This window comes from Streptomyces endocoffeicus (assembly GCF_016741935.1).
Lineage (GTDB): Bacteria > Actinomycetota > Actinomycetes > Streptomycetales > Streptomycetaceae > Streptomyces > Streptomyces endocoffeicus.
Window position 1 is genome coordinate 419,838 of the sequence record NZ_JAERRG010000002.1, and the last position, 22,315, is coordinate 442,152.

Consider the following 22,315-nt stretch of genomic DNA (forward strand, 5'->3'; position numbering starts at 1 on the left):
TCTGTGTCTGCTCGCGGGAGCCCCTGGGTCCTGTCCGGCGGATCTTCACGGACCCGTGAAGATCCGCCGGACAGGACCCAATTCTTCTGCGCCCCTAGTCCTTCCGCACCGCGTAGGCGGCGACCGACCACAGGGAGTAGCCGAAGCGGGTGGCGCGCTCGACGCCCTGGACGCGGATGAACCGGGTGTCCGGGGCGTCCATGCCGATCGACTCCCGGCCGCCCTTCCCATGGGCCACGGTCGCCGCGTCGCGCCAGGTGCGGCCGTCCTTGGAGACCTGGACGCGGTAGCGGGAGGCGTACGCGTCCTGCCAGTTCAGCTCCAGGCGGCCGATCCGGGCCGGGTGGGCCAGCTCCAGCTGGAGCCAGGCGCCGTCCTCGGCCCGGGAGGACCAGCGGGTGTCCGCCTTGCCGTCGATCGCGGCGGACGCCGGGAAATCGGCGGTCTCATCGCCGGACGAGGTCGCCTTCGTACCCTCCGCACGGGCCTGGTCCGGGCCGCCGGTGTGCGGATGCGCCCTTAAGGTCAGCATGCGCTCCTCGGACCCGAAGCGGACCGGGAGGGAATAGCTGCCCGGCTTGGTGCCCTTGGCCACCGATATCTCCAGCCGGGCGGTCGCCGTACCGCCGCGCGGGGCCGTCACCCCGTCGGGGGCCCGGACCGTGATGCCGCGCGGCGCCTTCACCGTAAGGTCGCCGTTCACATCGCCGGGGCGGTGGGAGACCAGCTGGGCCTCGACCACGGCCGCGTCGCCGCCTATCTGCGCGTCCGCCGACTTGTGGGACAGCGTGAGCCCGGCGTCCGGGGTGTCGCCGAACCAGGGCGTGATCTCGTGCACGGCCGGCGGGGTGGTGCCCTCCGGCCAGCTGAGCCGGATCGCGTCCGCCGACAGGTCCTTGTCCCCCTCCGCCGCCCTGACCTGGGTGAAGCCGCTGCCGGAGAGGGTGCCGATGCGGCGCCAGCCCGCACCGGGGACATGCGCCTCGACGGTGCCCGGCGCGGCGTCCTGGACCCGTGCGGTGAGCGCGGAGACGGAGGCGAGCGGACGGCTGCGGCCGAAGCGCACGGTGACCGGGCGGCCGGGCGAGGACACCTCGGTGGCCGTCTTACCGTCGGCCGCCGCGCGGTCCTCCTTGCCGGTCCGCAGCCCCAGCTTCGGGGTCCGGTCCACGCCCGACCAGGCGTCCGCCCGGACCAGGGACTTGGCGAGGAAGGGGTCGAGGACGCCCTTGCCGACCGTGACCCGGCTGTCCCCGATCCTCTCGCGCAGCGCCTCCACCGCGAGCTGGGCCTTCCAGGCCGCCGCCCCGTCGCCGCGCGCCTGGGCGGTGAGCATGTCCACGGCCCGCACCCCCGCGTCGCCGTACCGGCTCAGCTGGTCGAGCCACGGCCGCACATCGTCGCCCAGCGTGCGCGAGAGTCGCTCGGGGGCGTCACGCATCGTTGTGAAGGCCTCGCGCAGCCGGTCGGCCGAGCGCTCCAGCCGCTCCACGTCCGTACCGCCCAGGGCCGTCCAGAACGCGTCGATGAGCGGGCGCAGATACGCGGACTCGTCGCCGCCGAGCACCGAGGAGGCGTCGTTCCCGGCGAGGGCGCGCAGGGCGGCGCGGGTCTTGGTGTCGGGCCCGGCGAGGTCGTCGATGGCCGCCTGCCAGGACTCCTGGGGGCGGTAGCCGCGCGGGTTCCAGGCGAAGTCGGCGGCGGTGAACAGCGGGATCCGGGAGGCGGTCGGCTGCTCCATGGCGTTGGCCAGCAGCGCCGCGGACTGGGTGGCCACCGCGGGGTCGCGGCCGGTGTACGGGCCGAGGAAGATCCGGTCCTGCGCCCAGTCGTTGACCGGGTAGTTGTCCATGGTGACCAGGCGGTGGCCGAACGCCGACCGGGCGCCGGCCAGCTCACCGCCGGTGATGGTCCTGGGCACCACCCCGACGCCGGTCCAGGCGACCTCCACGCGCTGGTCGAGCGCCCCGGCCAGCGCGCGGCGGAACTCGGTGTCGCCGTCCTGGTAGTACTCGGTCGGCATCAGGGACAGCGGGGCCGAGCCGGGGTAGCGGTCGGCCAGGTGGCGGGCGAGGGCATCAGCCACCTTGGCCTGCGCGGTGGCGGCGGCCTCCGGCCCGGAGCCGAATTCATCGGCGTCGGCGTCGCAGTGCCACTCGCTGTAGCTGACGTCCTGGAACTGCAGCTGGAAGGAGCGCACCCCGAGCGCCCACATGGCGTCGACCTTCCGCAGCAGCGCCTTGAGGTCCTTCGAGGACGAGAAGCACATCTCCTGGCCGGGGGAGACCGCCCAGCCGAGGGTCACATGGTTGGCGCGGGCGCGCGTGGCCAGCTCGCGGAACTCCTCGCGCCGCTCGGCGGGGTAGGGGTCGCGCCAGCGGGCCTGCCGGTAGGTGTCGTCGCCGGGCGCGTAGAGATAGCGGTTCTGCTTGGTGCGGCCCATGAAGTCGAGCTGGGCCAGCCGGTCGCGGTGCGACCACGGGGAGCCGTAGAACCCCTCCGTCGTCCCCCTTACGGCCGTCGCGGGCCAGTCGCGGACGGTCACCCCGGCGAAGGCGGAGCCCCCGCCGTCCCGCTTCACCAGCAGCTGGCGCAGGGTCTGGACGGCGTGGAAGAGCCCGTCCGGGCCGACGCCGGACAGCGCGACCGTGGGGTGCCCGTCCACCGGGCCCGTGGCCAGGAGATAGCCGCCGGAGGGGAGGTCGCCGCGCTCGGGTGCGCGCAGGGCGCGCAGCGCGTTCGTCGCGCCCTTACCGCCGACGTGCACCACCGGCCCGCGCGCCGGTGCCTCGCCACCGGGCGTGGCCTCGTTGACGGTACGCACCCCCGCGTCGTGCAGCAGGCCGCGCAGCGCGTCCAGGGCGTACGGATCGGCATCGCCGTCGGCTATGAGCGTGGCCTCGTCCCCCAGGGCCACCTCCGACCCCCGCGCCCGCAGCGACTGGGGGCGCGGCCATACGGGCGGTATGCCCTCGCTGCTGTCGCGCTCCGGTGTGGCGGCGCCCGGGGCGCCGTGGTCCACCGGTGCCGCGGTGGCCGCCGGGGCACCGCCGAGCAGCCCCCCGATGACCGCGGCGGCCATGGCCGTCGCGCCCGCTGCCCTCGGCCTCTTCCCCCCGAACTGCACGGGCCTCTCCTCGATCCAGATAGCCGGTCCCCGTAGATACGGCGCCGATAGGCGTGAGCCCACCACCAGGCCGGTGAGGGTGTCAACGCGAACGACCGAAGTGTCGGCATTGCCGCGTGCGCCGCGCCTCGGGCGCCTGGCGCCGGGCCTCGGGCGGCCCGCGCCGGGCGCGGCACGCCCGGCGCAAGTCTGACGGATGAAGGGCGGTCCTGTTCGTAAACTCTGTGCTCTCGATCCCTTCGCGCCGTTAAATCGCCGTCCAGAGGGGATGTGACCTACAGCACGTCCGGGGGGCGTTTGCGTCTGCGTCCGTCCGGAGTGGGTAGGCCTGGGGATGACCCACTGCCGACAACCCCACGGAGGTCCGTGTGGCCGCGTCAGCTCAACTTCTGTTTTCCGCCCTGTCCAAACCCGGCCCCGAGGCGTCCAGCGAACCGGATCCCTTCGACGGGGTCTCCGACCCCGACTGCGGACTGTGCGGTCTGGACGGCTTCGGGTCCGGAAGCGCCACCGAGGCGCCCCTCACCAGCGAGCCTCCGCTCGCCGACAACATTCCCCTGACCAGCGAGCCTCCGCTCGCCGCCGAACTTCCCCTGACGAGTGAGCCGACCGCCGTCCTTACCGGCGCGGGCGCGGGCTGCGGGCCGATGGAGTACTGATGGGCAGAGCGCGGCTCGCCGAGCTGCACGGTGTCGCCACCTCCTACGACCCCGCCCCGGGCCGCACCGTCCAGGTGCCCGAGGACACGGTCGTCGCCGTGCTCGCCGCGCTCGGCGTGGACGCCTCGACCCCCCGATCCGTACGCGAAGCGCTGGACCGGCACGACGGCCGGCGGCGCGACCGGCTGCTGCCCCCCTGTGTGGTGGTGCGCCCCGGCAAGGCGCCCCGACTGAGCCTGCCCGAGGGCACGGCGCTGCGGGTGTGCCCCGAGGACGGCGCACCGCACCCACGGGGGCGGGCGGCCGCGGGGGCGTTACGGGCCGATGGCCTCCTTACCGAGCTCGCCGCGCTGCCGCCCGGCGCCCACACCCTGCTCGCCGAGGCCCCCGACGGCCGCCGTGCCACCGCCCCCCTCATCGTGGCTCCCGACCGGATGCCGCTGTCCCCGGTCCGCAGCCACGGCTTCCTGGTGCAGCTCTACTCGCTGCTCTCCGCACGCTCCTGGGGCATGGGCGACCTCGGCGACCTGGCCGACCTGGCCGCCTGGTCGGGGCGGGCGCTCGGCGCCGGCTTCGTCCAGATCAACCCGCTGCACGCCGCCGTGCCCGGCACCCCGGCCGCGCCCACCGACCCCTCGCCCTACCGCCCCTCCTCGCGGCGCTTCCCCGACCCGGTCCATCTGCGGATCGAGGACGTGCCCGAATACGCCCATCTGCGCGGCCGCGCCCGCGAGCGGGCCGATCAGCTGCTGGAGGCCGCCGCCGCCCTCCGTACGGCCGTCCTGCGCGAAGGCGCCCTCATCGACCGGGACGCGGTCTGGGCCCTCAAACAGGAGGCGTTGGAACTGGTGCGGACGGTCCCGCTCGGCCCCGGCCGCCGCGCCGCCTACTGCGACTTCCTCGCCGAGCGCGGTCAGGCCCTCGAAGACCACGCCCTGTGGTGCGCGCTCGCCGAGACCCACGGCCCCGAATGGCGCGCCTGGCCCGACGGCCTGGCCGATCCGCGCTCCGCGGGCACCGCCCGGGCGCGGGCCGAGCACCTGGACCGCACCGACTTCCACTGCTGGCTGGCCTGGCTCACCGACACCCAGCTGGCCGCCGCCCAGCGCGCCGCGCGCGAGGCGGGCATGGGCATCGGCCTCGTCCACGATCTGGCGGTCGGGGTCCATCCCTCGGGCGCCGACGCCTGGGCGCTCCAGGACGTCTTCGCCTCCGGCATGTCGATCGGCGCGCCCCCGGACGCCTTCAACTCCCGGGGCCAGGACTGGGGCCTGCCGCCGTGGCGCCCGGACGCCCTCGCGGCCACCGGCTACGCCCCCTACCGCGATCTGCTGAGCGGCCTCTTACGGCACGCGGGAGCGCTCCGTATCGACCATGTGATGGGCCTCTTCCGGCTGTGGTGGGTGCCTGAGGGGCGGGAGCCGGCCGAAGGCTGTTACGTCCGCTACGACGCGGAGGCGATGCTCGGAGTGCTCGCCCTGGAGGCGCACCGGGCCGGGGCGGTCGTCATAGGGGAGGATCTGGGGACGGTCGAGCCCGGTGTGCGGGAGGAGCTGGAGCGGCGGGGGGTGCTGGGCACCTCGGTGATGTGGTTCGAGCGGAACTACAACGGGGCGGGCGCCGCGCGGCCGCTGGCGCCGGAGGAGTGGCGGGCGGACTGCCTGGCCACCGTGACGACCCACGATCTGCCGAGCACGGCCGCCCGGCTCACCGGCGACCATGTCGAGCTCCGCCACCGGCTGGGCCTGCTGAGCCGCCCCCTGGCCGAGGAGCGCGCGGCGGACGCGGTCGAGGTCGCCGAATGGCTGGGGCTGCTGGGGCGGCTCGGGCTGCTGCCGGAGGGGCCGGGCGACGAGGAAGCGGCGGTCAAGGCGGTCCACCGCTTTCTGCTGCGCACTCCGGCGAAGATGGTGGGCGTCTGGCTGCCGGACGCGGTGGGGGACCGCAGGCCGCAGAACCTGCCGGGCACCTGGGATCAGTACCCCAACTGGCGGCTGCCGATCGCCGACGCGGAGGGGCGCCCGATGTCCCTGGAGGAACTGGTCGCGTCGCCCCGGCTGCGTGCGCTGATGGGCGAGGTGGCCCTGCTGGGGGCTTGTGACCCCGCGGCATAGCCCCTCCGGGGTGTCGGGCGGGGCGTGGCGCCTGCGGCGGGCTGTTCCCCTCCCCGCCCCTTCCCTCAACTGGGGCTCCGCCCCAGACCCCGCTCCTCAAGCGCCGGAGGGGCTGGAGAGCGGGGCTTCGCCCCAGAGCCTGGGGTCCAGGGGTGAAGCCCCTGCCACGCGGCGGGGTCGCATATCGATGCCGCGGGGAGGGGCGGGAGGGGAACAGCCCGCCGGACCCCCATAGTGGCTGCGCCGCGCCATAGGTGGGACCTCTGTCGTGTGCGGTCTCCCCAGAGCGGCTCTCCTCTGTCAGGCTGTCATGGACACCGCCATAGAGATCCGATCAATGCCGATCGGAGACCTGGAGGGGACCATGGCCCGACCTCTGGACGGAACGCCCGGCACCCACAGAACCCGCGGACGGCGGCGTGCGCTGCTCGCGCTCCGCGCTCTCGCCCTGGCCGCCCTCGCGGCCGCCGCCGTCCCTCCCGCCCCCGCGCAGGCCGCGGCGGAGGCCCCCGCGCGGGCTGCCGCGCGGGCCGGCTGCGAGGGGCCCATCACCCCGGCCCCGCAGCAGGTCGTCGAGGACTGCGACACCCCCGCCCGCATCGTCGACAAGGCCGCCCACACCGTCCCCACCCCCGGGCAGCGGGCCTGGCAGCAGCGCGAGATCACCGCCTTCACCCACTTCGGCATGAACACCATGACCGGCCGCCAGTGGGGCTCCGGAGCCGAGGACGAGAAGCTCTTCGACCCGCCCGAGCTCGCGATGGACCAGTGGATGCGGGCGTACAAGGCCGCCGGCGCCCGGCAGGTCATGCTCACCGCCAAGCACCACGACGGCTTCGTGCTCTACCCGAGCCGCTACACCGGCCACGACGTCGAGGCCAGCCCCTGGTGGACGAAGGGCCCCGGCGGCCGGAATCCCGACGGCGATGTCCTGGGCGCGTACGTCAAGGCCGCCCGTAAGGCGGGACTGAAGGTCGGCGTCTATCTCTCGCCCGCCGACGGGGCTGAGCTGCCGCATGCCTGGCACGCCCAGTGGGTCGAGAAGATCCGCGAGAAGCAGCAGAACGGCGAGGAGCTGTCGCTGCCCGAGCGGATGGCTCTGGAGGACGGCGACCGCGCACCCGCCGGCCAGGGCCGCTACGGCAACGGCAGCAAGCCCACCGAGCGCACCATCCCCACCCTCGTCCCCGGCGACGACCGGGCGGACAAGGTCGCCTCCGGCGCGCTGCCCACCTTCCGCTTCGCCGCCGACGACTACGACGCGTACTACCTCAACCAGATCTACGAGATCCTGACGCAGTACGGCCCCATCGACGAGTTCTGGCTGGACGGCGCCAACCCCTGGGGCGGTGCGGGTGTCACCCAGCACTACAACGTCAGGAACTGGTTCGAGCTGATCCACGCGCTCTCGCCGAATGCGGTGGTCTTCCAGGGCGCGCAGGGCGTGCGCTGGGTGGGCAACGAGGACGGCATCGCCCGGGAGACCGAATGGTCGGTGACCCCGTCCGCGGTCGACCCGTGGACCGTCATCGGCGGCGGGCTGCCCAATGACTCCACCGACGCCGACATCGGCTCGCGTGCGAAGCTGACCGCGCCGGGCGTGCGCTATCTGCAGTGGTACCCGGCCGAGGCCGATGTCTCGATCCGCCCCGGCTGGTTCCATGACCCCGCGGAGCGGCCCAAGACCCCCGACCAGCTGATGTCGCTGTACGAGCGCAGCGTGGGCCGCAACGCCTCGCTGCTGCTCAACGTGGGGCCCGCGAAGAACGGCCGGATCGACGACGCCGATATGGCCTCCCTTACGGCCTTCGGCAAGGCGGTAAGGACGACATACGGCACCGGCTCCCGGCCGGCCCCCGGCCATCCGGTGACCTTCGACCGGGTGCGGCTCGGCGAGGACATCCGCCAGGGGCAGCGGGTGGAGGAGTTCACCGTGCAGGCCCGGGTGGCGGGGACCTGGCGGGACATCGCCTCCGGGACGACCGTCGGGGCCCGGCGCATCCTCCCGTTGGCCGCGCCCGTCACCGCCGACGGGCTGCGGATACGCGTCCTCGCCTCCCGCGCCGCGCCACGGCTGCTGCCGCCCACGGTCCACCTCAGCGAGGCGGGCCGCCGCTGAGCCGGTGATCCGGGGCCGTGTCATGGCCATCTCAGCGTCGTGTTAAGGCCACCCCGGGCACGCGGCGCCGGGGGGCGTCCGATAACTTGAGTCCGTGAGCAACAAGGTCAAAAAGAACGCCGTGCGCGCCGGTGCAGTCATCGCCGCGACGACGGCGATGCTGCTGATGTCGTCCCCCGCGTTCGCGCTCACCCGCGACGACGGTGACGACCCGGGTCCGGGCCTGAGTGTCGCCGAGACACTGGGCCTCTATGTCGCTGCTCCGATCATCCTGTTCCTGGTGATCGCGGGTCTGGTGATGGCGGGAGACAGGAAGTCCCGTAAGCAGACCGACTGACGCGATCGATCGACGAAGCGCGCACGCCGCTGCGGAGCGCCCCGGCCAATCCGGCCGGGGCGCTTTTGTTGTGTGCGCTTTTGTTGTGTACGGGGGGAGTCGCTTTCCGGCCATGTCCCGGCCGTGCCCCGTCGTCGTCCGGGCCGCGTCCCGGACGCGCCCGGCCACTCCACGCCCCGCCGCCCCGGATTCCCAAGTGGGAGCGTGTCACGCCGAGTTCACCGGGTGCCCTCCATGGGCCCTGGCCTGTTTATTTTCGCTTTAACCTACGGTGTCGTAACCTACGGGGCCGTAGGTATAGCCCGTCGCCCCCGTCCCCTGGAGCCCCCACCGTGACACTCGCCCCTACCCACAGCCACGGTCAGGCCGTCTGGAGCGACACCCAGCTCCTGTACGCACTCGAAGAGGTCGTCGAGACCGAGCTCAACCGGCATCTGCAGGTCGCCAAGGAGTGGATGCCGCACGAGTACGTCCCGTGGAGCGACGGCCGGAACTTCGACGGGATCATGGGCGGTGAGGCATGGGCGCCCGACCAGTCCAAGGTCAGCGACGTCGGCCGGATAGCGCTTGTGGTCAACCTCCTCACCGAGGACAACCTCCCCAGCTACCACCACGAGATCGCGACCCTCTTCGGCCGGGACGGCGCCTGGGGCACCTGGGTGCACCGCTGGACGGCGGAGGAGGGGCGCCACGGCATCGTGATGCGCGACTACCTGCTGACCAGCCGCGCCGTCGACCCGGTGCAGCTGGAGCGGTTCCGCATGGCGCACATGTCCGAGGGCTTCGAATCGGACAACCAGCACAGCATGCTGCACACCGTGGCGTACGTGGCCTTCCAGGAGCTGGCCACCCGCATCTCGCACCGCAACACCGGCCATCACTCCGGCGACCCGGTCTGCGACCGGATGCTGGCGCGCATCGCCACCGATGAGAACCTGCACATGATCTTCTACCGGAACCTGCTCGGGAAGGCGTTCGAGCTGGCCCCCGACCAGACCATGTGCTCCGTCCGCGACGTGGTGGTCAACTTCCGCATGCCGGGCCACGGGATGCCCGGCTTCGAGCGCGCCGCCGCCCAGATCGCCATCGGCGGCATCTACAACCTGCGCATCCACCACGACGACGTGCTCCAGCCCGTGCTGCGCTTCCTGAAGGTCCTGGAGATCGGCGGGCTCGGCCCGGACGGGCTCAAGGCGCAGGAGGAACTGGGGCTCTACATGGGCGGATTGGACGATCAGGCCGCCAAGTTCGACGAGAAGCGCGAGGCGCTGCTGGCCCGTCGCAGGGCCCGTGCCGAACGGGCGTGATCACTCTGGCACCATCGGGTGATGGTCGAACATTCATCGCAAGATGCGGCGGTGGATCCGGAAGCCGAAGCGGCCCGGCTGCGGGCCGCGGCGGCGGCCGGGAAGCCGGGCGCGTACCGGGCCTACGCCGAACTCCTCACCGGCCGGGGCCGCTTGGACGAGGCCCTGCCGTGGTGGGCCAGGGCCGCCGACGCCGGGGACGCGGAAGCCTCGCGCACCCTCGCGATCTGCCATAAGGACCGCGGCGAGTTCGCCGAGGCCGAGCGGTGGTACCGCACGGCCGCCGATCGCGACGGCGGCTGTGCGTTTGGTCTGGCCCGGCTGCTGCACGAGGCCGGTGACACGGCCGGCGCCGAGCGGTGGTACGAGCACGGGGCCGCGCTCGGCAGCGTCGAGTGCAAGACCAACGGCGCCGTGCTGCTGGCCGCCCGCGGCGCATGGGACACCGCGCTGGAGCGGCTGGCCGAGGCGTCCGCCGAGGGCGACGAAGTCGCTGCCCACAGCCGCCGGGCCATCCAGAGCATGCTGAGGGACCTGGACGGCTGGCGCGCGGCCCTCGCCCGGGCGGAGGCCGAGGGCGACCCCGAGGGGGCGTACGAGGCGCTGCGCGAGCTGCTCGACCCGGAGCGCAGGGCGATGTTCGAGCGCTACCCGCGGATGGTCGCGGAGGCCGAGGCGCTGTACGCCCGCGCGGCCGCGGTCGGCGGCGCCAAGGCGCTGGTGGACCAGGCCCTCTTCATCGCCCGCGACGACAGCCGCTGGGCCGAGGCCCGCGACCTCGTCGAACACGCCCATGAGCGGGGCTATGACGGTGCCGCGTACGTCCTCGGCGTCTGGGCCGAGGAGAACGGCGAGCTGCGCACCGCCGAGGAGTGGTACCGCACGGCCGACGCGGCGGACGGCGGCCACATGTGGGCCTGCTTCAACCTCGGGGTGCTGTGCGTGCGGCAGCGGCGGTTGGAGGAGGCGGAGCGGTGGCTGCGGGCCACGGGGGCCGACGGGGTCGACGGTGTCGACGGTGTCGACGGGGTCGACGGTGTCGACGGGGAGGATGGCCCGGACCCGTTCGACGAGGGCTTCGGTGAGGACTTCGGCGAGGGCTTTGGTGAGGGCGAGGAGCGGATCGTCGCGGCGCTTCGCGACATCGCCGCGATCCGGGCCGACCCCGAGCGGATGCCGCCCGCCGAGTGGGAGGAGCGGCTGCCCGGACTGCGGGCCCGCGCCGAGGGCGGCGGCCCGGACGCCTGGTTCGCCTACGCCGACGCGCTGGACCGGCTGTACCGGCTCCCGGAGGCCGCCGAGTGGTACCGCAAGGCGGGCACCCCGCGCGCCCTGCTCGCCCTCGGGCGGATGCTGTACGAAGGGGGCGGCGCCAAGGGGCTGCGGATGGTGCCGTACTACGAGCCCGCGGCGGCGGAGGGCGACGCCGGTGCGGCGTATGACATCGGCCGGATCCACGACGAGGCCGGGGACCGGCGTACCGCCCAGATCTGGTTCCGCCGGGCGGCCGACCTGGGGCATGGGCGCGCCGCGTGGTGGCTGGGCTGGACGTCGGAGGAGCGCGGCGGGGATCCGCAGCACGCCGAGCGGTGGTATATGCGCGCCGCGCGCACCGGTCTTGTACCGCCCGCGTTCCTGGCGGGGCGGAGCATGGTGCGGCGGGGGGCGTGTGCGGAGGCGGAGCCGTTGTTGAGGGTGGCGTGTGCGGGGGAGCATGAGGAGGCGCCGTACTGGCTGGCGGAGGCGTTGCGGGGGCTGGGCCGCACGGAGGAAGCGGAACGCTGGCTCCGGGTCGCCGCCTCGGCATACCCGGACCTCCTCCGCCAATACGGCGAAATGGCCCGCCTAGCCTTACGAGACCCCAGCTAGCCCGTTTGTGGGCAATCGTCGCGCAGGGCGGGACGGGTGGGCACAAACCGGCCACCGGCCGGTACCCGGCAACGAAACCGTGCCCAGGGACGGGCCGACCCGGTGCGGCCCAGCTAGGCCCTGGCTGAGGCATCGCTCCCGGGTGCACCCCGGTGGGTGGGTTGTGCCCACCCGTTCCGCCGGGGGGCACCTCCCAGCGGTAGCTGGGGGAGGAACGATTGCCCACAACCCACCACATTCGCGCCGCGCCCCGTCAGCCCGCGTTCGCGTCCGCCGCCTGTGCTCGCAGCGCGCGGTCGATGCCCGCTCGCGACTCCGTCACCAGACGCCTCAGCGCCGCCGTCGGCTCGGCGGACGTGAGCCACGCGTCCGTGGCGTCCAGGGTCTCCGGCGAGACCTGGAGCGCCGGGTACAGGCCCACCACGATCTGCTGCGCCATCTCATGGCTGCGGCTGTTCCAGACGTCCTTCGCCGCCGCGAAGTACTTCTCCGTGTACGGCGCCAGCAGCTCCCGCTGATCGGTCTGGATGAAGCCCCCGATCACCGCCTCCTGCACCGCGTTCGGGAGCTTGTCGCTCTCCACGACCGAGGCCCACGCCTCCGCCTTGGCCCGCGGCGTCGGCCGCGCCGCCCGCGCCGTCGCGGCGTGCCGCTCGCCCGCGGAGGTCTTGTCGCGCTCCAGCTCCGCCGCGATCTCGGCCTCGTCGGCCCGGCCCGTGGCGGCGAGCCGCTCCAGCAGTGCCCAGCGCAGCTCGGTGTCGATGACCAGGCCCTCGATCGTCTCGGTGCTCTCGAGCAGTCCGGAGACCAGGTCCAGCTGGGCGTCGGTGCGGGCGGTCGCGGTGAAGGCCCGCGCCCAGGCCAGCTGGTGGTCGCTGCCCGGCGCCGCCGCCCGCAGGTGGTCGAGCGTGGCCTCGGTCCACTGGGCCAGGCCCGTCTCGCGCCAGTCGGGCGCGGCGTACAGGTCCAGGGCCAGCTTCACCTGGCGGTGCAGCGACTGGACGACGCCGATGTCCGACTCCTTGGCGATGCCCGAGAGCACCAGCGCGAGGTAGTCGCGGGTGGCCAGTTCGCCGTCGCGGACCATGTCCCAGGCCGAGGCCCAGGACAGCGCGCGCGGCAGGGACTCCTCGAAGTCGCCCAGGTGCTCGGTGACCACGGCCAGCGAGTCCGGGTCCAGCCGCACCTTCGCGTAGGTGAGGTCGTCGTCGTTGAGCAGGATCACCGCGGACCGCTTCGTACCGGTCAGCTGCGGCACCGCTGTCAGCTCGCCGTCCACGTCGAGCTCGATGCGCTCGGAGCGGATCAGCTTGCCGGTCGGGTTCAGGTCGTAGAGCCCGATGGCGATGCGATGGGGCCGCAGGGTCGGCTCGCCCTTGGCGCCGGGCGGGAGCGCCGGGGCCTCCTGCCGCACCGCGAAGGAGGTCACCGTGCCGCTCGCGTCCGTCTCGATCTCCGGCCGCAGCACATTGATGCCCGCCGTCTCCAGCCACTGCTTGGACCAGGTCTTCAGATCGCGCCCGCTGGTCTCCTCCAGCGCGCCGAGCAGGTCCGACAGCCGGGTGTTCTGGTAGGCGTGGCGCTTGAAGTACGCCTGGACGCCACGGAAGAACTCGTCCATCCCGACGTACGCGACCAGCTGCTTGAGCACCGAGGCGCCCTTGGCGTACGTGATCCCGTCGAAGTTGACCAGGACGTCGTCCAGGTCGTTGATCTCGGCCATGATCGGGTGGGTGGACGGCAGCTGGTCCTGCCGGTAGGCCCATGTCTTCATGGAGTTGGCGAAGGTGGTCCACGAGTGCGGCCACCTGCCGCCCGGCGCGTGGGCCTGGCAGGCGATCGAGGTGTAGGTGGCGAACGACTCGTTCAGCCACAGGTCGTTCCACCACTCCATGGTGACCAGGTCGCCGAACCACATATGGGCCAGCTCGTGGAGGATGGTCTCGGCGCGCGTCTCATACGCCGCGTCCGTCACCTTGGAGCGGAAGACGTACTGGTCACGGATGGTCACCGCGCCCGCGTTCTCCATCGCGCCCGCGTTGAACTCGGGCACGAACAGCTGGTCGTACTTGGCGAACGGGTACGCGTAGTCGAACTTCTCCTCGAACCACGCGAAGCCCTGCCGCGTCACCTCGAAGATCGCGTCCGAGTCGAGGTACTCCGCGAGCGAGGGACGGCAGTAGATGCCCAGCGGCACCGAGCGGCCGTCCTTCTCGTAGGAGCTGTGCACGCTGTGGTACGGGCCGACGATCAGCGCGGTGATGTACGTGGAGATGGGCGGGGTCGGCTCGAACCGCCAGACGTTGTCCTTCGGCTCCGGCGTCGGCGAGTTCGAGATCACCGTCCAGCCCTCGGGCGCCGCCACGGTGAACTGGAACGTGCCCTTCAGGTCGGGCTGCTCGAAGTTGGCGAACACCCGGCGGGCGTCGGGCACCTCGAACTGGGTGTAGAGGTACGCCTGCTGGTCGACCGGGTCGACAAAGCGATGCAGCCCCTCACCGGTGTTGGTGTACGCGCAGTCCGCGACCACCCGCAGCTCGTTGCGCCCGGCCAGCAGCCCCGGCAGGGCGATCCGCGAGTCCTTGAAGACCTCGTTCGGGTCGAGCGCGTCGCCGTTCAGCACCACCTCGTGCACTGTGGGCGCCACCAGGTCGATGAACGACTCCGCGCCCGACTCGGCGGCGTCGAAGCGCACCGTGGTCACGGAGCGGTAGGTACCGCCCTCCTGGGCGCCGCTCAGGTCCAGTTCGATCTCGTACGCGTCCACCGTGAGGAGGCGCGCCCGCTGCTGCGCTTCCTCCCTTGTGAGGTTGGTGCCAGGCACGTCGGCTAACTCCCGTTCGTCATGTGCGGTACGCCATGCGTCAGGCGGATGGCCATCCTCGCACGTCGGACGCACGAAAAGAGGGGAGCGGCCGCCGGGCCGCCCCCCTCCGGGCCGAGATACGGGCGTCAGGTCAGGTCGGCCGCCACCAGCTCGGCGATCTGCACCGCGTTCAGCGCCGCGCCCTTGCGCAGGTTGTCGTTGGACAGGAACAGCGCGAGACCGTGCTCGACCGTCTCGTCCACCCGGATCCGGCCCACATAGCTGGGGTCCTGCCCCGCCGCCTGGAGCGGGGTCGGGATCTCCGAGAGCGCCACGCCCGGGGCCGCGCCCAGCAGCTCATAGGCGCGCTCCACGCTGATCGGACGCTCGAAGCGGGCGTTCACCTGGAGCGAATGGCCGGTGAAGACCGGGACCCGGACACAGGTGCCGGACACCTTCAGCTCCGGGATCTCCAGGATCTTGCGGCTCTCGTTGCGGAGCTTGTGCTCCTCGTCGGTCTCGAACCGGCCGTCGTCGACGATCTTCCCGGCCATCGGGAGCACATTGAACGCGATCGGGCGGGCGTACACCCCGGGCTCGGGGAACTCCACCGCCGCGCCGTCGTGGGTGAGCTCGGCCGCGCGGTCGGCGGTCTTGCGGATCTGGCCGTCGAGCTCGGCCACGCCGGAAAGACCGGAGCCGGAGACGGCCTGGTAGGTGGTGGCCACCAGGGCGGTCAGCCCGGCCTCGGTGTGCAGCGGGCGCAGCACCGGCATGGCGGCCATGGTGGTGCAGTTCGGGTTGGCGATGATGCCCTTGGGGCGGTCCACCGCGGCGTGCGGGTTGACCTCGGCGACGACCAGCGGCACCTCGGGGTCCATCCGCCAGGCCGAGGAGTTGTCGATCACGACCGGGCCCTGGGCGGCGACCTTCTCGGCCAGCGCCTTGGAGGTGGCGCCGCCGGCGGAGAACAGGACGATGTCCAGACCGGAGTAGTCGGCCGTGGCGGCGTCCTCGACGGTGATCTCGGTGCCGCGCCACGGGAGCGTACGACCGGCCGAGCGGGCGGAGGCGAACAGCCGCAGCTGCTCGGCCGGGAAGTCGCGCTCGGCGAGCACCCTGCGCATCACTCCGCCGACCTGGCCGGTCGCTCCGACGATTCCGATCCTCATATCAGCCCTTTTCCTTGGTTGTGCCTGTTCGAGGCGCCTACCCTCCTGGCAAGTGTCTCAGGCGGGTCCGTTACCCTCCCGTGATTTATCCCACGGTGGGAGCGGTTCCGCGATATGGCGGGGGCGGTTCCCAGATCTGATGAACGCCGAGTGAGCGGAAGAATTCCTGTTCACAAGGGCGCGATGACCGTTTGCTACCGCCAAGATCCACGTGTGGAGATCGGCGGCCCGCGTTGCCGCCTCGTTCACTCCCAGGCCATCCCCGATGCCAACGATCCCAGGTGAGGACAGCCTCGCTGTCCGCCCGCCACCGCGTGTCCACTCGGGGAGATCGCGCATGTCCCGCATACGGTCCGTACGGTCCGCCGCAGCTGCCGTCGCCACCCTCGACCGGCGCACCTTCCTCGCCGCCGCCACCGCGACCGGTGCCACGGCCGGCCTGGGAATCGCCTTCGGTCCCGGCAGCGGCTCGGCCGGTGCCTCGCAGCCCGCCACCGCGCACGCCGCGGGCCGCCGGGTGGTGCAGGCCCCGGCGGCGCCCTCGACGGCCGGTACGACGCTGGAGACGTTCTCGGCCGCACACGGCGCCACCGGCTACCGGCGGCTCGCCGACGGCCCCGCCTGGGCCCGCGAGGTCCGCACCGAGATCACCGGCGCCAAGGGCGGCCGCGCGGACCGGCGCACCGCGCTCGCCTCGTTCGTCCAGGTCACGGATCTGCATCTGACCGACGTCCAGCACCCGATGCGCTACGAGTTCCTGCGCTCCGGGCGCGCCGGGGCATGGCGGCCGCACGAGGCGCTGACCATCGCCGGGGTCGCCTCGCTCATCGAGCGGATCAACGGGCTGCGCGGCGGACCGGCCACCGGGGCGCCGCTGTCGTTCGTCATGACCACCGGCGACAACACCGACAACAACGCCAAGATCGAGCTGGACTGGTTCCTGACCGCCATGAACGGCGGCCGGATCACCCCCAACACCGGCGATCCGCGCCGCTACGAGGGCGTCCAGAACAGCGGCCTCAAGGAGTTCTGGCACCCCGAGGAGGCGCTGCGCGACGCCGACAAGAAGGCCGGCTTCCCGCGCGTCGACGGCTTCCTCGAGGCCGCGCTGCGCACCGTCAACAGCCCCGGGCTGCGGCTGCCGTGGTACTCCACCATCGGCAACCACGACGATCTGGCGGGCGGTGTCTACTCCCTCGGCCACGACTACTACACGGACTTCGCCACCGGGAAGCGCAAGCTGGAGATCATCCCGGCCGCGGAGGCCGAGACGATCTACAAGGGGACGCGCAAGGGGGCCGACCCCAAGGGTGCGGACCTGAAGGCGCTGCTGGACGCGCACGCCAAGGACATGCGCACGGTCACCCCCGACGAGCGCCGCGCGCCCTTCACCCAGTCCGAGTACCTGGCCGCGCACCTCGACCCGGCCGCCACCGGCTCCGGTCCGGTCGGCCACGGCTACTCCAAGGCCAACCTCGAGCAGGGCACGCTCTACTACTCGTTCCGGATCTCCGAGAACATGATCGGCATCAGCCTGGACACCACCGACCCGGGCGGCCACTACACCGGTTCGCTCGGCACCGCCCAACTGCGCTGGCTGGAGCGGACGCTGAAGGCCCACAAGGACGACTACGTGATCGTCTTCAGCCACCACTACAGCCGCAGCCTCACCAACATGAACCACGACCCGGGCCGCTCGGGCGAGGCCCGCCACGGCGGGGACGAGGTCGTCGCCCTCTTCCAGCGCCACCCCAAGGTGCTGGCCTGGATCAACGGCCACAGCCACCAGAACGAGATCACCCCGCGCGGCACCTTCTGGGAGATCACCACCGCCTCGCATGTGGACTTCCCCCAGCTGGCCCGGGTGTTCGAGGTCGTGGACAACCACGACGGCACGATCTCCCTGTTCACCACGCTCATCGAGTCGGCCGCGCCGCACCGCACGGACTTCTCGGACCTGTCCCAGACCGGGCTCGCGGCCCTCTACCGCGAGCTGTCCTTCAACGCGCCCGGCGCCAGCCAGAAGCTGGCCGGCGACGCGACGGACCGCAACACCGAGCTGCTGCTGCGCAAGCCCTGACTCCTCCCGCCGCGCAGCCCCCGGGGGGCCTCAGCGCGGCAGGACCACCACATAGGAGGCCGGTTCGCGGTCGGCCGCCGCGATCAGTGCGGTACGGACCACCGCGGCCTGCTCCTCCGGTGACTCCCGGAGCTTCTTCGGGGTCACGCGCACGACCGTGATCCCGAGCCGCTCCAGATGCTCGCGCTTGCGGCCGAAGCCGCCGCGCCAGATCTCCTCGTCCTGGCGCGGCGCCCGTGCGTCGATCTCCACCGCCACCGCCTGCTCACGCCAGTAGGCGTCCACCCCGCCGAGGGCGGGCCCGCCGGGCAGCCGCAGCTCCACGTTCCACAGCGGCTCGGGCAGATGGTGGCCGCGCACCATGTCGTACAGCCGCCCCTCGGCGATCGCCCGGCCCTCGGCGAGCAGCGCGTCCACGGCGTCCACGACATGCGGCCGGGACAGCAGCCGGGCCGAGCTCAGCTCCGCGACCACGGCCGCGGCCTCGCAGTGGCCATGGCGCACGGACTCGGTGAGCAGCCTGCGGACCAGTACGGCGTCGGTGAGCCGGGCGACGGCGTCGGCGAGGGCGCGGGCCACCGGGGCGGTGGGCACCCCCGCGAGGTACTGGGGAGCGGGCAGCGTGCCGGCCCGGACGAAGCGGACGAAGCCGGTGGCGCGCAGCCGCCGGGTGCGCGGCACCAGGACGTCGACGTGGTCGAGGGAGGCCAGCGGGGGAGCGGAGGAGAAGTGGCGCAGGGCGAGCGCGGCCAGCCCGGTGATCATCGCTTCGCCGCACGGTTCCGCACCGCCCGGCGCCGACCCGTCGGCCCCCTGGCCACGGCTCGCGGTGTACAGCAGCGCGGCCAGCAGCCGCTCCTCGCTGGTCGCCGGGCCCGGGTGGAGCAGATGGACGCCCGGCAGGATCTGCTGCCAGGGCCCGCCGGCCCGGCAGCGCTCCGCGGCGACGGACGCGGTCACACCGTGCTGGCGCAGCTGACGTGTGGTCAGGACGCGGCGCTGGACGTCCGAGAGGTGGTGGAGGGGGCGGGGGGACAGCGGCGTGTTGTGGCTCATGCCCCCGCCATTCCCGCGCCCGCTCCACCGGCTAACCGCTGTTACACAGTCGTCGACAAAAGCGGACAACACCGTACTAAAGTACGGCAGTTCGAATGCCGAAAGAGCCTCCCTCTTCTCCCGGAGAAGCTCCCGCTTCGGTCGAAGGTCCCGCTTCGGTCGGAGGAGCTCCCGGTTCGGCCGAACGCTCGCGTCAGGCGGCCGCCCTCGCGTCGCACTCCTGGCCACGCAGGGCGCGGGCGAGGTCGTCGCGGGCCTCCAGGACCAGTCGGCGCAGCGCGGGGGCCGCGTCCGGGTGCCCGTCCAGCCAGGCGTCGGCCGCGTCCAGGGCGCGGTTGTCGCCCTGGGCGGCCGGGAACAGCCCGCGCACGATCGCCATCCCGATCTCGATCGACCGCTCCTGCCAGACGCGCTCGATCACCTCGAAGTAGCGCGGTGCGTACGGCGCCAGCAGCTCCCGCTGGCCCGGCTGGTCGAAACCGGAGATGGTGGCCTCCACCAGGGCGTTGGAGAGCCGGTCGGACTCCACCACCGCGTCCCACGCCTCGGCCTTGACCGCGGCGGAGGGCCGGGCGGCCAGGCACCGCACCTGGTGGCGCTTGCCGGAGGCGGTGTCGTCGCGGGCCAGCTCGGCGGCGATCAGCTCCTCGTCGGCCTGGCCGCTCGAGGCCAGCGCGGCCAGGAACGTCCAGCGCAGCTCCTGGTCCACAGCCAGTCCGTCGATCCGGGCCGTGCCGTCCAGTAGCCCGCGCAGCAGCCGCAGCTCGGAGTCGGCGAAGGCGACCTGCGCGAAGAACCGCGCCCAGGCCAGCTGGTGCCCGCTGCCCGGCTCGGCCAGCCGCAGCTCGCTCAGCGCGCCCTCGGCCAGCCGGGCGGCGGCCTCCTCGCGCGCGTCCGGCGCCGAGTAGTGGTGCAGGGCGGACAGCGCCCACGCCTGGACCATCTGGAGCACCCCGATGTCGCTCTCGGCCCCGGCGAACCGCCGCACCAGCTCCAGGTAGTCGCGGGCGGGCAGCAGCGCGTCGCGGGTGAGGTTCCACAGCGCGGACCAGCTCAGGGCGCGGGCGAGGGGGTCGGTCAGCTCGCCGAGGTGCTCGCGCAGGGTGTCCAGCGAGCCCTCGTCGAAGCGGATCTTGCAGTAGGTGAGGTCGTCGTCGTTGACCAGGATCAGATCGGGCCGGGAGGCGCCGGTCAGCTCGGGGATCACCGTACGGGGGCCGTCGACGTCCACCTCGGCGCGGGCGTAGCGCACCAGCGCCCCGGGGCGCTCCCCGGCCGGGGCCTCCTTGCGGTACAGCCCCACGGCCACCCGGTGCGGCCGCAGCTCCCCACGCGGCGGAGCCGCATATTCGGAACCAGCGGACTCGGCGGCCTCCTGGACCACGGCCAGCTCGGTGATGTGCCCCTCGGCGTCATAGGTGGCGTGCGGTGTGAGCGCGTTGACCCCCGCGGTCTCCAGCCAGGCGCGCGACCAGGTGGCCATGTCCCGCCCCGAGGTCTCGCCGAGCACCGACAGCAGGTCCGACAGCCTGGTGTTGCCGTACGCGTGCCGCTTGAAGTAGCGCCGCGCGCCCTCCAGGAAGGCGTCCTGCCCGACATAGGCCACCAGCTGCTTGAGCACGGACGCGCCCTTGGCGTAGGTGATCCCGTCGAAGTTGAGCTTGGCGTCCTCCAGGTCACGGATGTCGGCTGTGATCGGATGGGTGGACGGCAGCTGGTCGGCGCGGTACGCCCATGCCTTGCGGCGGTTGGCGAAGGTGATCCAGCCGTCGGTGAAGCGGGTCGCCCCGACCAGCGAGAAGGCCCCCATGAAGTCGGCGAACGACTCCTTGAGCCACAGGTCGTCCCACCACTCCATGGTGACCAGGTCGCCGAACCACATGTGCGCCATCTCGTGCAGGATGACGTTCGCCCGGCCCTCGTAGGAGGCCTGGGTGACCTTGCCGCGGAAGATGAACTCCTCCCGGAAGGTCACACAGCCCGGGTTCTCCATCGCGCCGAGGTTGTACTCCGGCACGAACGCCTGGTCGTACTTGCCGAACGGGTACGGATAGTCGAAGTGGTCGTGGAAGAAGTCCAGGCCCTGCTTGGTGATGGTGAAGATGTCGTCCGCGTCGAAGTGCTTGGCCAGCCCCTTGCGGCAGAGCGCGCCCAGCGGGATCTCCAGCGCCGAGCCGTCCGGCAGTGTGCGGCGGTAGTGGTCGCTCACGTAGTGGTACGGACCGGCGACCACGGCCGTGATGTATGTCGAGATGGGCTGGGTCGTCACGAAGTGGCTGGTCGCCGCGGTGTCGTCGGCGCCGGACGGCTCCACCCGGTCCACCGCCCCGTTGCTCAGCACCGTCCAGCCCTCCGGGGCGGTCACCGAGAAGGTGAACGGGGCCTTGAGGTCGGGCTGTTCGAAGTTGGCGAAGACCCGGCGGGAATCGGCCGGCTCGTACTGGGTGTAGAGGTAGACCTCGCCGTCCTCCGGGTCCACGAAGCGGTGCAGCCCCTCGCCGGTCCGGCTGTACGCGCACTGCGCGTCCACCACCAGCTCGTTCTCCGCGGCGAGGCCCTCCAGCGCGATCCGGGAGCCGTCGAAGACCGCCGCCGGGTCCAGCTCCCGCCCGTTGAGCCGCACCGAGGTCACCGAGGGCGCCAGCAGATCGGCGAAGGTCGCCGCGCCCGGCTCGGCGCAGCGGAAGCGGATCGTCGTGGTGGAGCGGAAGGCGCGCGGCCCGGACCCGGTGTGCTCACCCACCGCGGACCGCAGATCGAGCGCCACCTCGTAACCCTCGACGGCCAGCAGCTTCGCCCGCTCACGGGCCTCGTCACGGGTCAGGTTCTCACCGGGCACGACGCGGCTCCCTCGCCAATGTCTCGCATCTCGGATATCGGACAGCGGGAATCATGTCACGGGGCACCGACACGCGGCATCGGGGAATGAGCCCCCTCCCGCGCGCGTTGGCTGAAGCAGCCAGCTCTCTATTCGTTTGCGATATCAACGTGCCCGTTCGAGGAGAAACCATGACCGAGACTGCCAAGACGCCCGTCGATTTCTGGTTCGATCCGGGGTGTCCCTGGGCCTGGATGACCTCGCGCTGGATGCTCGAGGTGGAGAAGGTGCGCCCGGTCGAGGTGCGTTGGCACGTCATGAGCCTCGCCGTGCTCAACGAGTCCAAGCTCGATGAGCTGCCCGAGGAGTACCGCGAGCTGCTGAAGACCGCCTGGGGCCCGGTCCGGGTCTGCATCGCCGCCGAGCAGCAGCACGGCAGCGAGGTCCTCGGCCCCCTTTACACCGCCCTCGGCACCCGCTACCACAACCAGGGCCTGGAGCGGGGGAGCCGCGAGACGATCGTGGCCGCCCTCGAGGAGGTCGGTCTCCCCGCCGAGCTCGCCGACTTCGCCGACTCCGACGCGTACGACACCGAGCTGCGCGCCTCCCACAAGGAGGGCATCGACCTGGTCGGCGAGGACGTGGGCACCCCCGTCATCGCCGTCCCGGGCTCGGACGGTGAGCAGATCGCCTTCTTCGGTCCCGTGGTCACCCCGGCCCCCAAGGGCGAGGACGCCGCCAAGCTCTGGGACGGCACCCTGATGGTCGCCTCGATCCCCGGCTTCTACGAGATCAAGCGGACCCGCACGGTCGGCCCGATCTTCGACTGACCCCTCTTCCGCTGTCACGGC

13 protein-coding genes are annotated in these 22,315 nt (G+C 72.4%); 8 read left to right on the forward strand and 5 right to left on the reverse strand.

Annotation, left to right across the window (positions count from 1 at the left end):
- Window positions 1–94 precede the first annotated feature (94 nt).
- On the reverse strand, window positions 95–3,082 hold the full coding sequence (locus JK364_RS09245) for a glycoside hydrolase family 84 protein (protein WP_201849829.1): 2,988 nt from the start codon (window positions 3,080–3,082) through the stop codon (window positions 95–97).
- A 413-nt stretch (window positions 3,083–3,495) separates the two neighbouring features.
- Between JK364_RS09245 and JK364_RS09250 the strand changes: the two genes are divergently transcribed.
- The 6 genes from JK364_RS09250 to JK364_RS09275 all read left to right on the forward strand — a co-directional run bounded on the left by JK364_RS09250 (window position 3,496) and on the right by JK364_RS09275 (window position 11,532).
- Complete coding sequence (locus JK364_RS09250; RefSeq protein WP_201849494.1) at window positions 3,496–3,786, forward strand: hypothetical protein; 291 nt, start codon at window positions 3,496–3,498, stop codon at window positions 3,784–3,786.
- The gene (gene malQ, locus JK364_RS09255; RefSeq protein ID WP_201849496.1) at window positions 3,786–5,900 is read left to right on the forward strand and encodes a 4-alpha-glucanotransferase; all 2,115 of its coding nucleotides are present in this window, start codon (window positions 3,786–3,788) and stop codon (window positions 5,898–5,900) included. Before JK364_RS09250 ends, malQ begins: the two co-directional genes overlap by 1 nt.
- 364 nt (window positions 5,901–6,264) lie before the next feature.
- Window positions 6,265–8,019, forward strand: coding sequence for an alpha-L-fucosidase (locus JK364_RS09260; RefSeq protein WP_201849498.1), 1,755 nt, complete (start codon window positions 6,265–6,267; stop codon window positions 8,017–8,019).
- A 94-nt stretch (window positions 8,020–8,113) separates the two neighbouring features.
- Window positions 8,114–8,356 carry a hypothetical protein gene (locus tag JK364_RS09265; protein ID WP_014060726.1) on the forward strand — a complete coding sequence of 81 codons (243 nt, stop codon included), beginning with the start codon at window positions 8,114–8,116 and terminating at the stop codon, window positions 8,354–8,356.
- A 332-nt stretch (window positions 8,357–8,688) separates the two neighbouring features.
- Window positions 8,689–9,663: an acyl-ACP desaturase gene (locus JK364_RS09270; protein ID WP_201849500.1), complete on the forward strand. Its 975-nt coding sequence runs from the start codon at window positions 8,689–8,691 to the stop codon at window positions 9,661–9,663.
- 51 nt (window positions 9,664–9,714) lie between these two features.
- Window positions 9,715–11,532: a tetratricopeptide repeat protein gene (locus JK364_RS09275; protein ID WP_307841201.1), complete on the forward strand. Its 1,818-nt coding sequence runs from the start codon at window positions 9,715–9,717 to the stop codon at window positions 11,530–11,532.
- A 253-nt stretch (window positions 11,533–11,785) separates the two neighbouring features.
- Here JK364_RS09275 and pepN (JK364_RS09280) read toward each other — a convergent pair whose 3' ends face one another.
- Both pepN (JK364_RS09280) and JK364_RS09285 read right to left on the reverse strand, forming a co-directional pair.
- Window positions 11,786–14,356, reverse strand: coding sequence for an aminopeptidase N (gene pepN, locus JK364_RS09280; RefSeq protein ID WP_201849502.1), 2,571 nt, complete (start codon window positions 14,354–14,356; stop codon window positions 11,786–11,788).
- Between the two features lie 128 nt (window positions 14,357–14,484).
- Complete coding sequence (locus JK364_RS09285; protein WP_201849510.1) at window positions 14,485–15,510, reverse strand: aspartate-semialdehyde dehydrogenase; 1,026 nt, start codon at window positions 15,508–15,510, stop codon at window positions 14,485–14,487.
- A 337-nt stretch (window positions 15,511–15,847) separates the two neighbouring features.
- On the opposite strand from JK364_RS09285, the gene JK364_RS09290 reads away from it, so the two are divergent.
- A complete protein-coding gene (locus JK364_RS09290; protein ID WP_201849512.1) occupies window positions 15,848–17,590 on the forward strand; it encodes a TIGR03767 family metallophosphoesterase in 1,743 nt (580 codons plus the stop codon).
- Between the two features lie 30 nt (window positions 17,591–17,620).
- Here JK364_RS09290 and JK364_RS09295 read toward each other — a convergent pair whose 3' ends face one another.
- Entirely contained in the window at window positions 17,621–18,646 is a 1,026-nt protein-coding gene (locus JK364_RS09295) for a putative endonuclease domain-containing protein (RefSeq protein ID WP_201849514.1), read from the reverse strand.
- Window positions 18,647–18,839: 193 nt separating this feature from the next.
- Window positions 18,840–21,485: an aminopeptidase N gene (gene pepN, locus JK364_RS09300; protein WP_201849516.1), complete on the reverse strand. Its 2,646-nt coding sequence runs from the start codon at window positions 21,483–21,485 to the stop codon at window positions 18,840–18,842.
- A 170-nt stretch (window positions 21,486–21,655) separates the two neighbouring features.
- Between pepN (JK364_RS09300) and JK364_RS09305 the strand changes: the two genes are divergently transcribed.
- Window positions 21,656–22,294: a mycothiol-dependent nitroreductase Rv2466c family protein gene (locus JK364_RS09305; protein WP_201849518.1), complete on the forward strand. Its 639-nt coding sequence runs from the start codon at window positions 21,656–21,658 to the stop codon at window positions 22,292–22,294.
- Window positions 22,295–22,315: the final 21 nt, after the last annotated feature.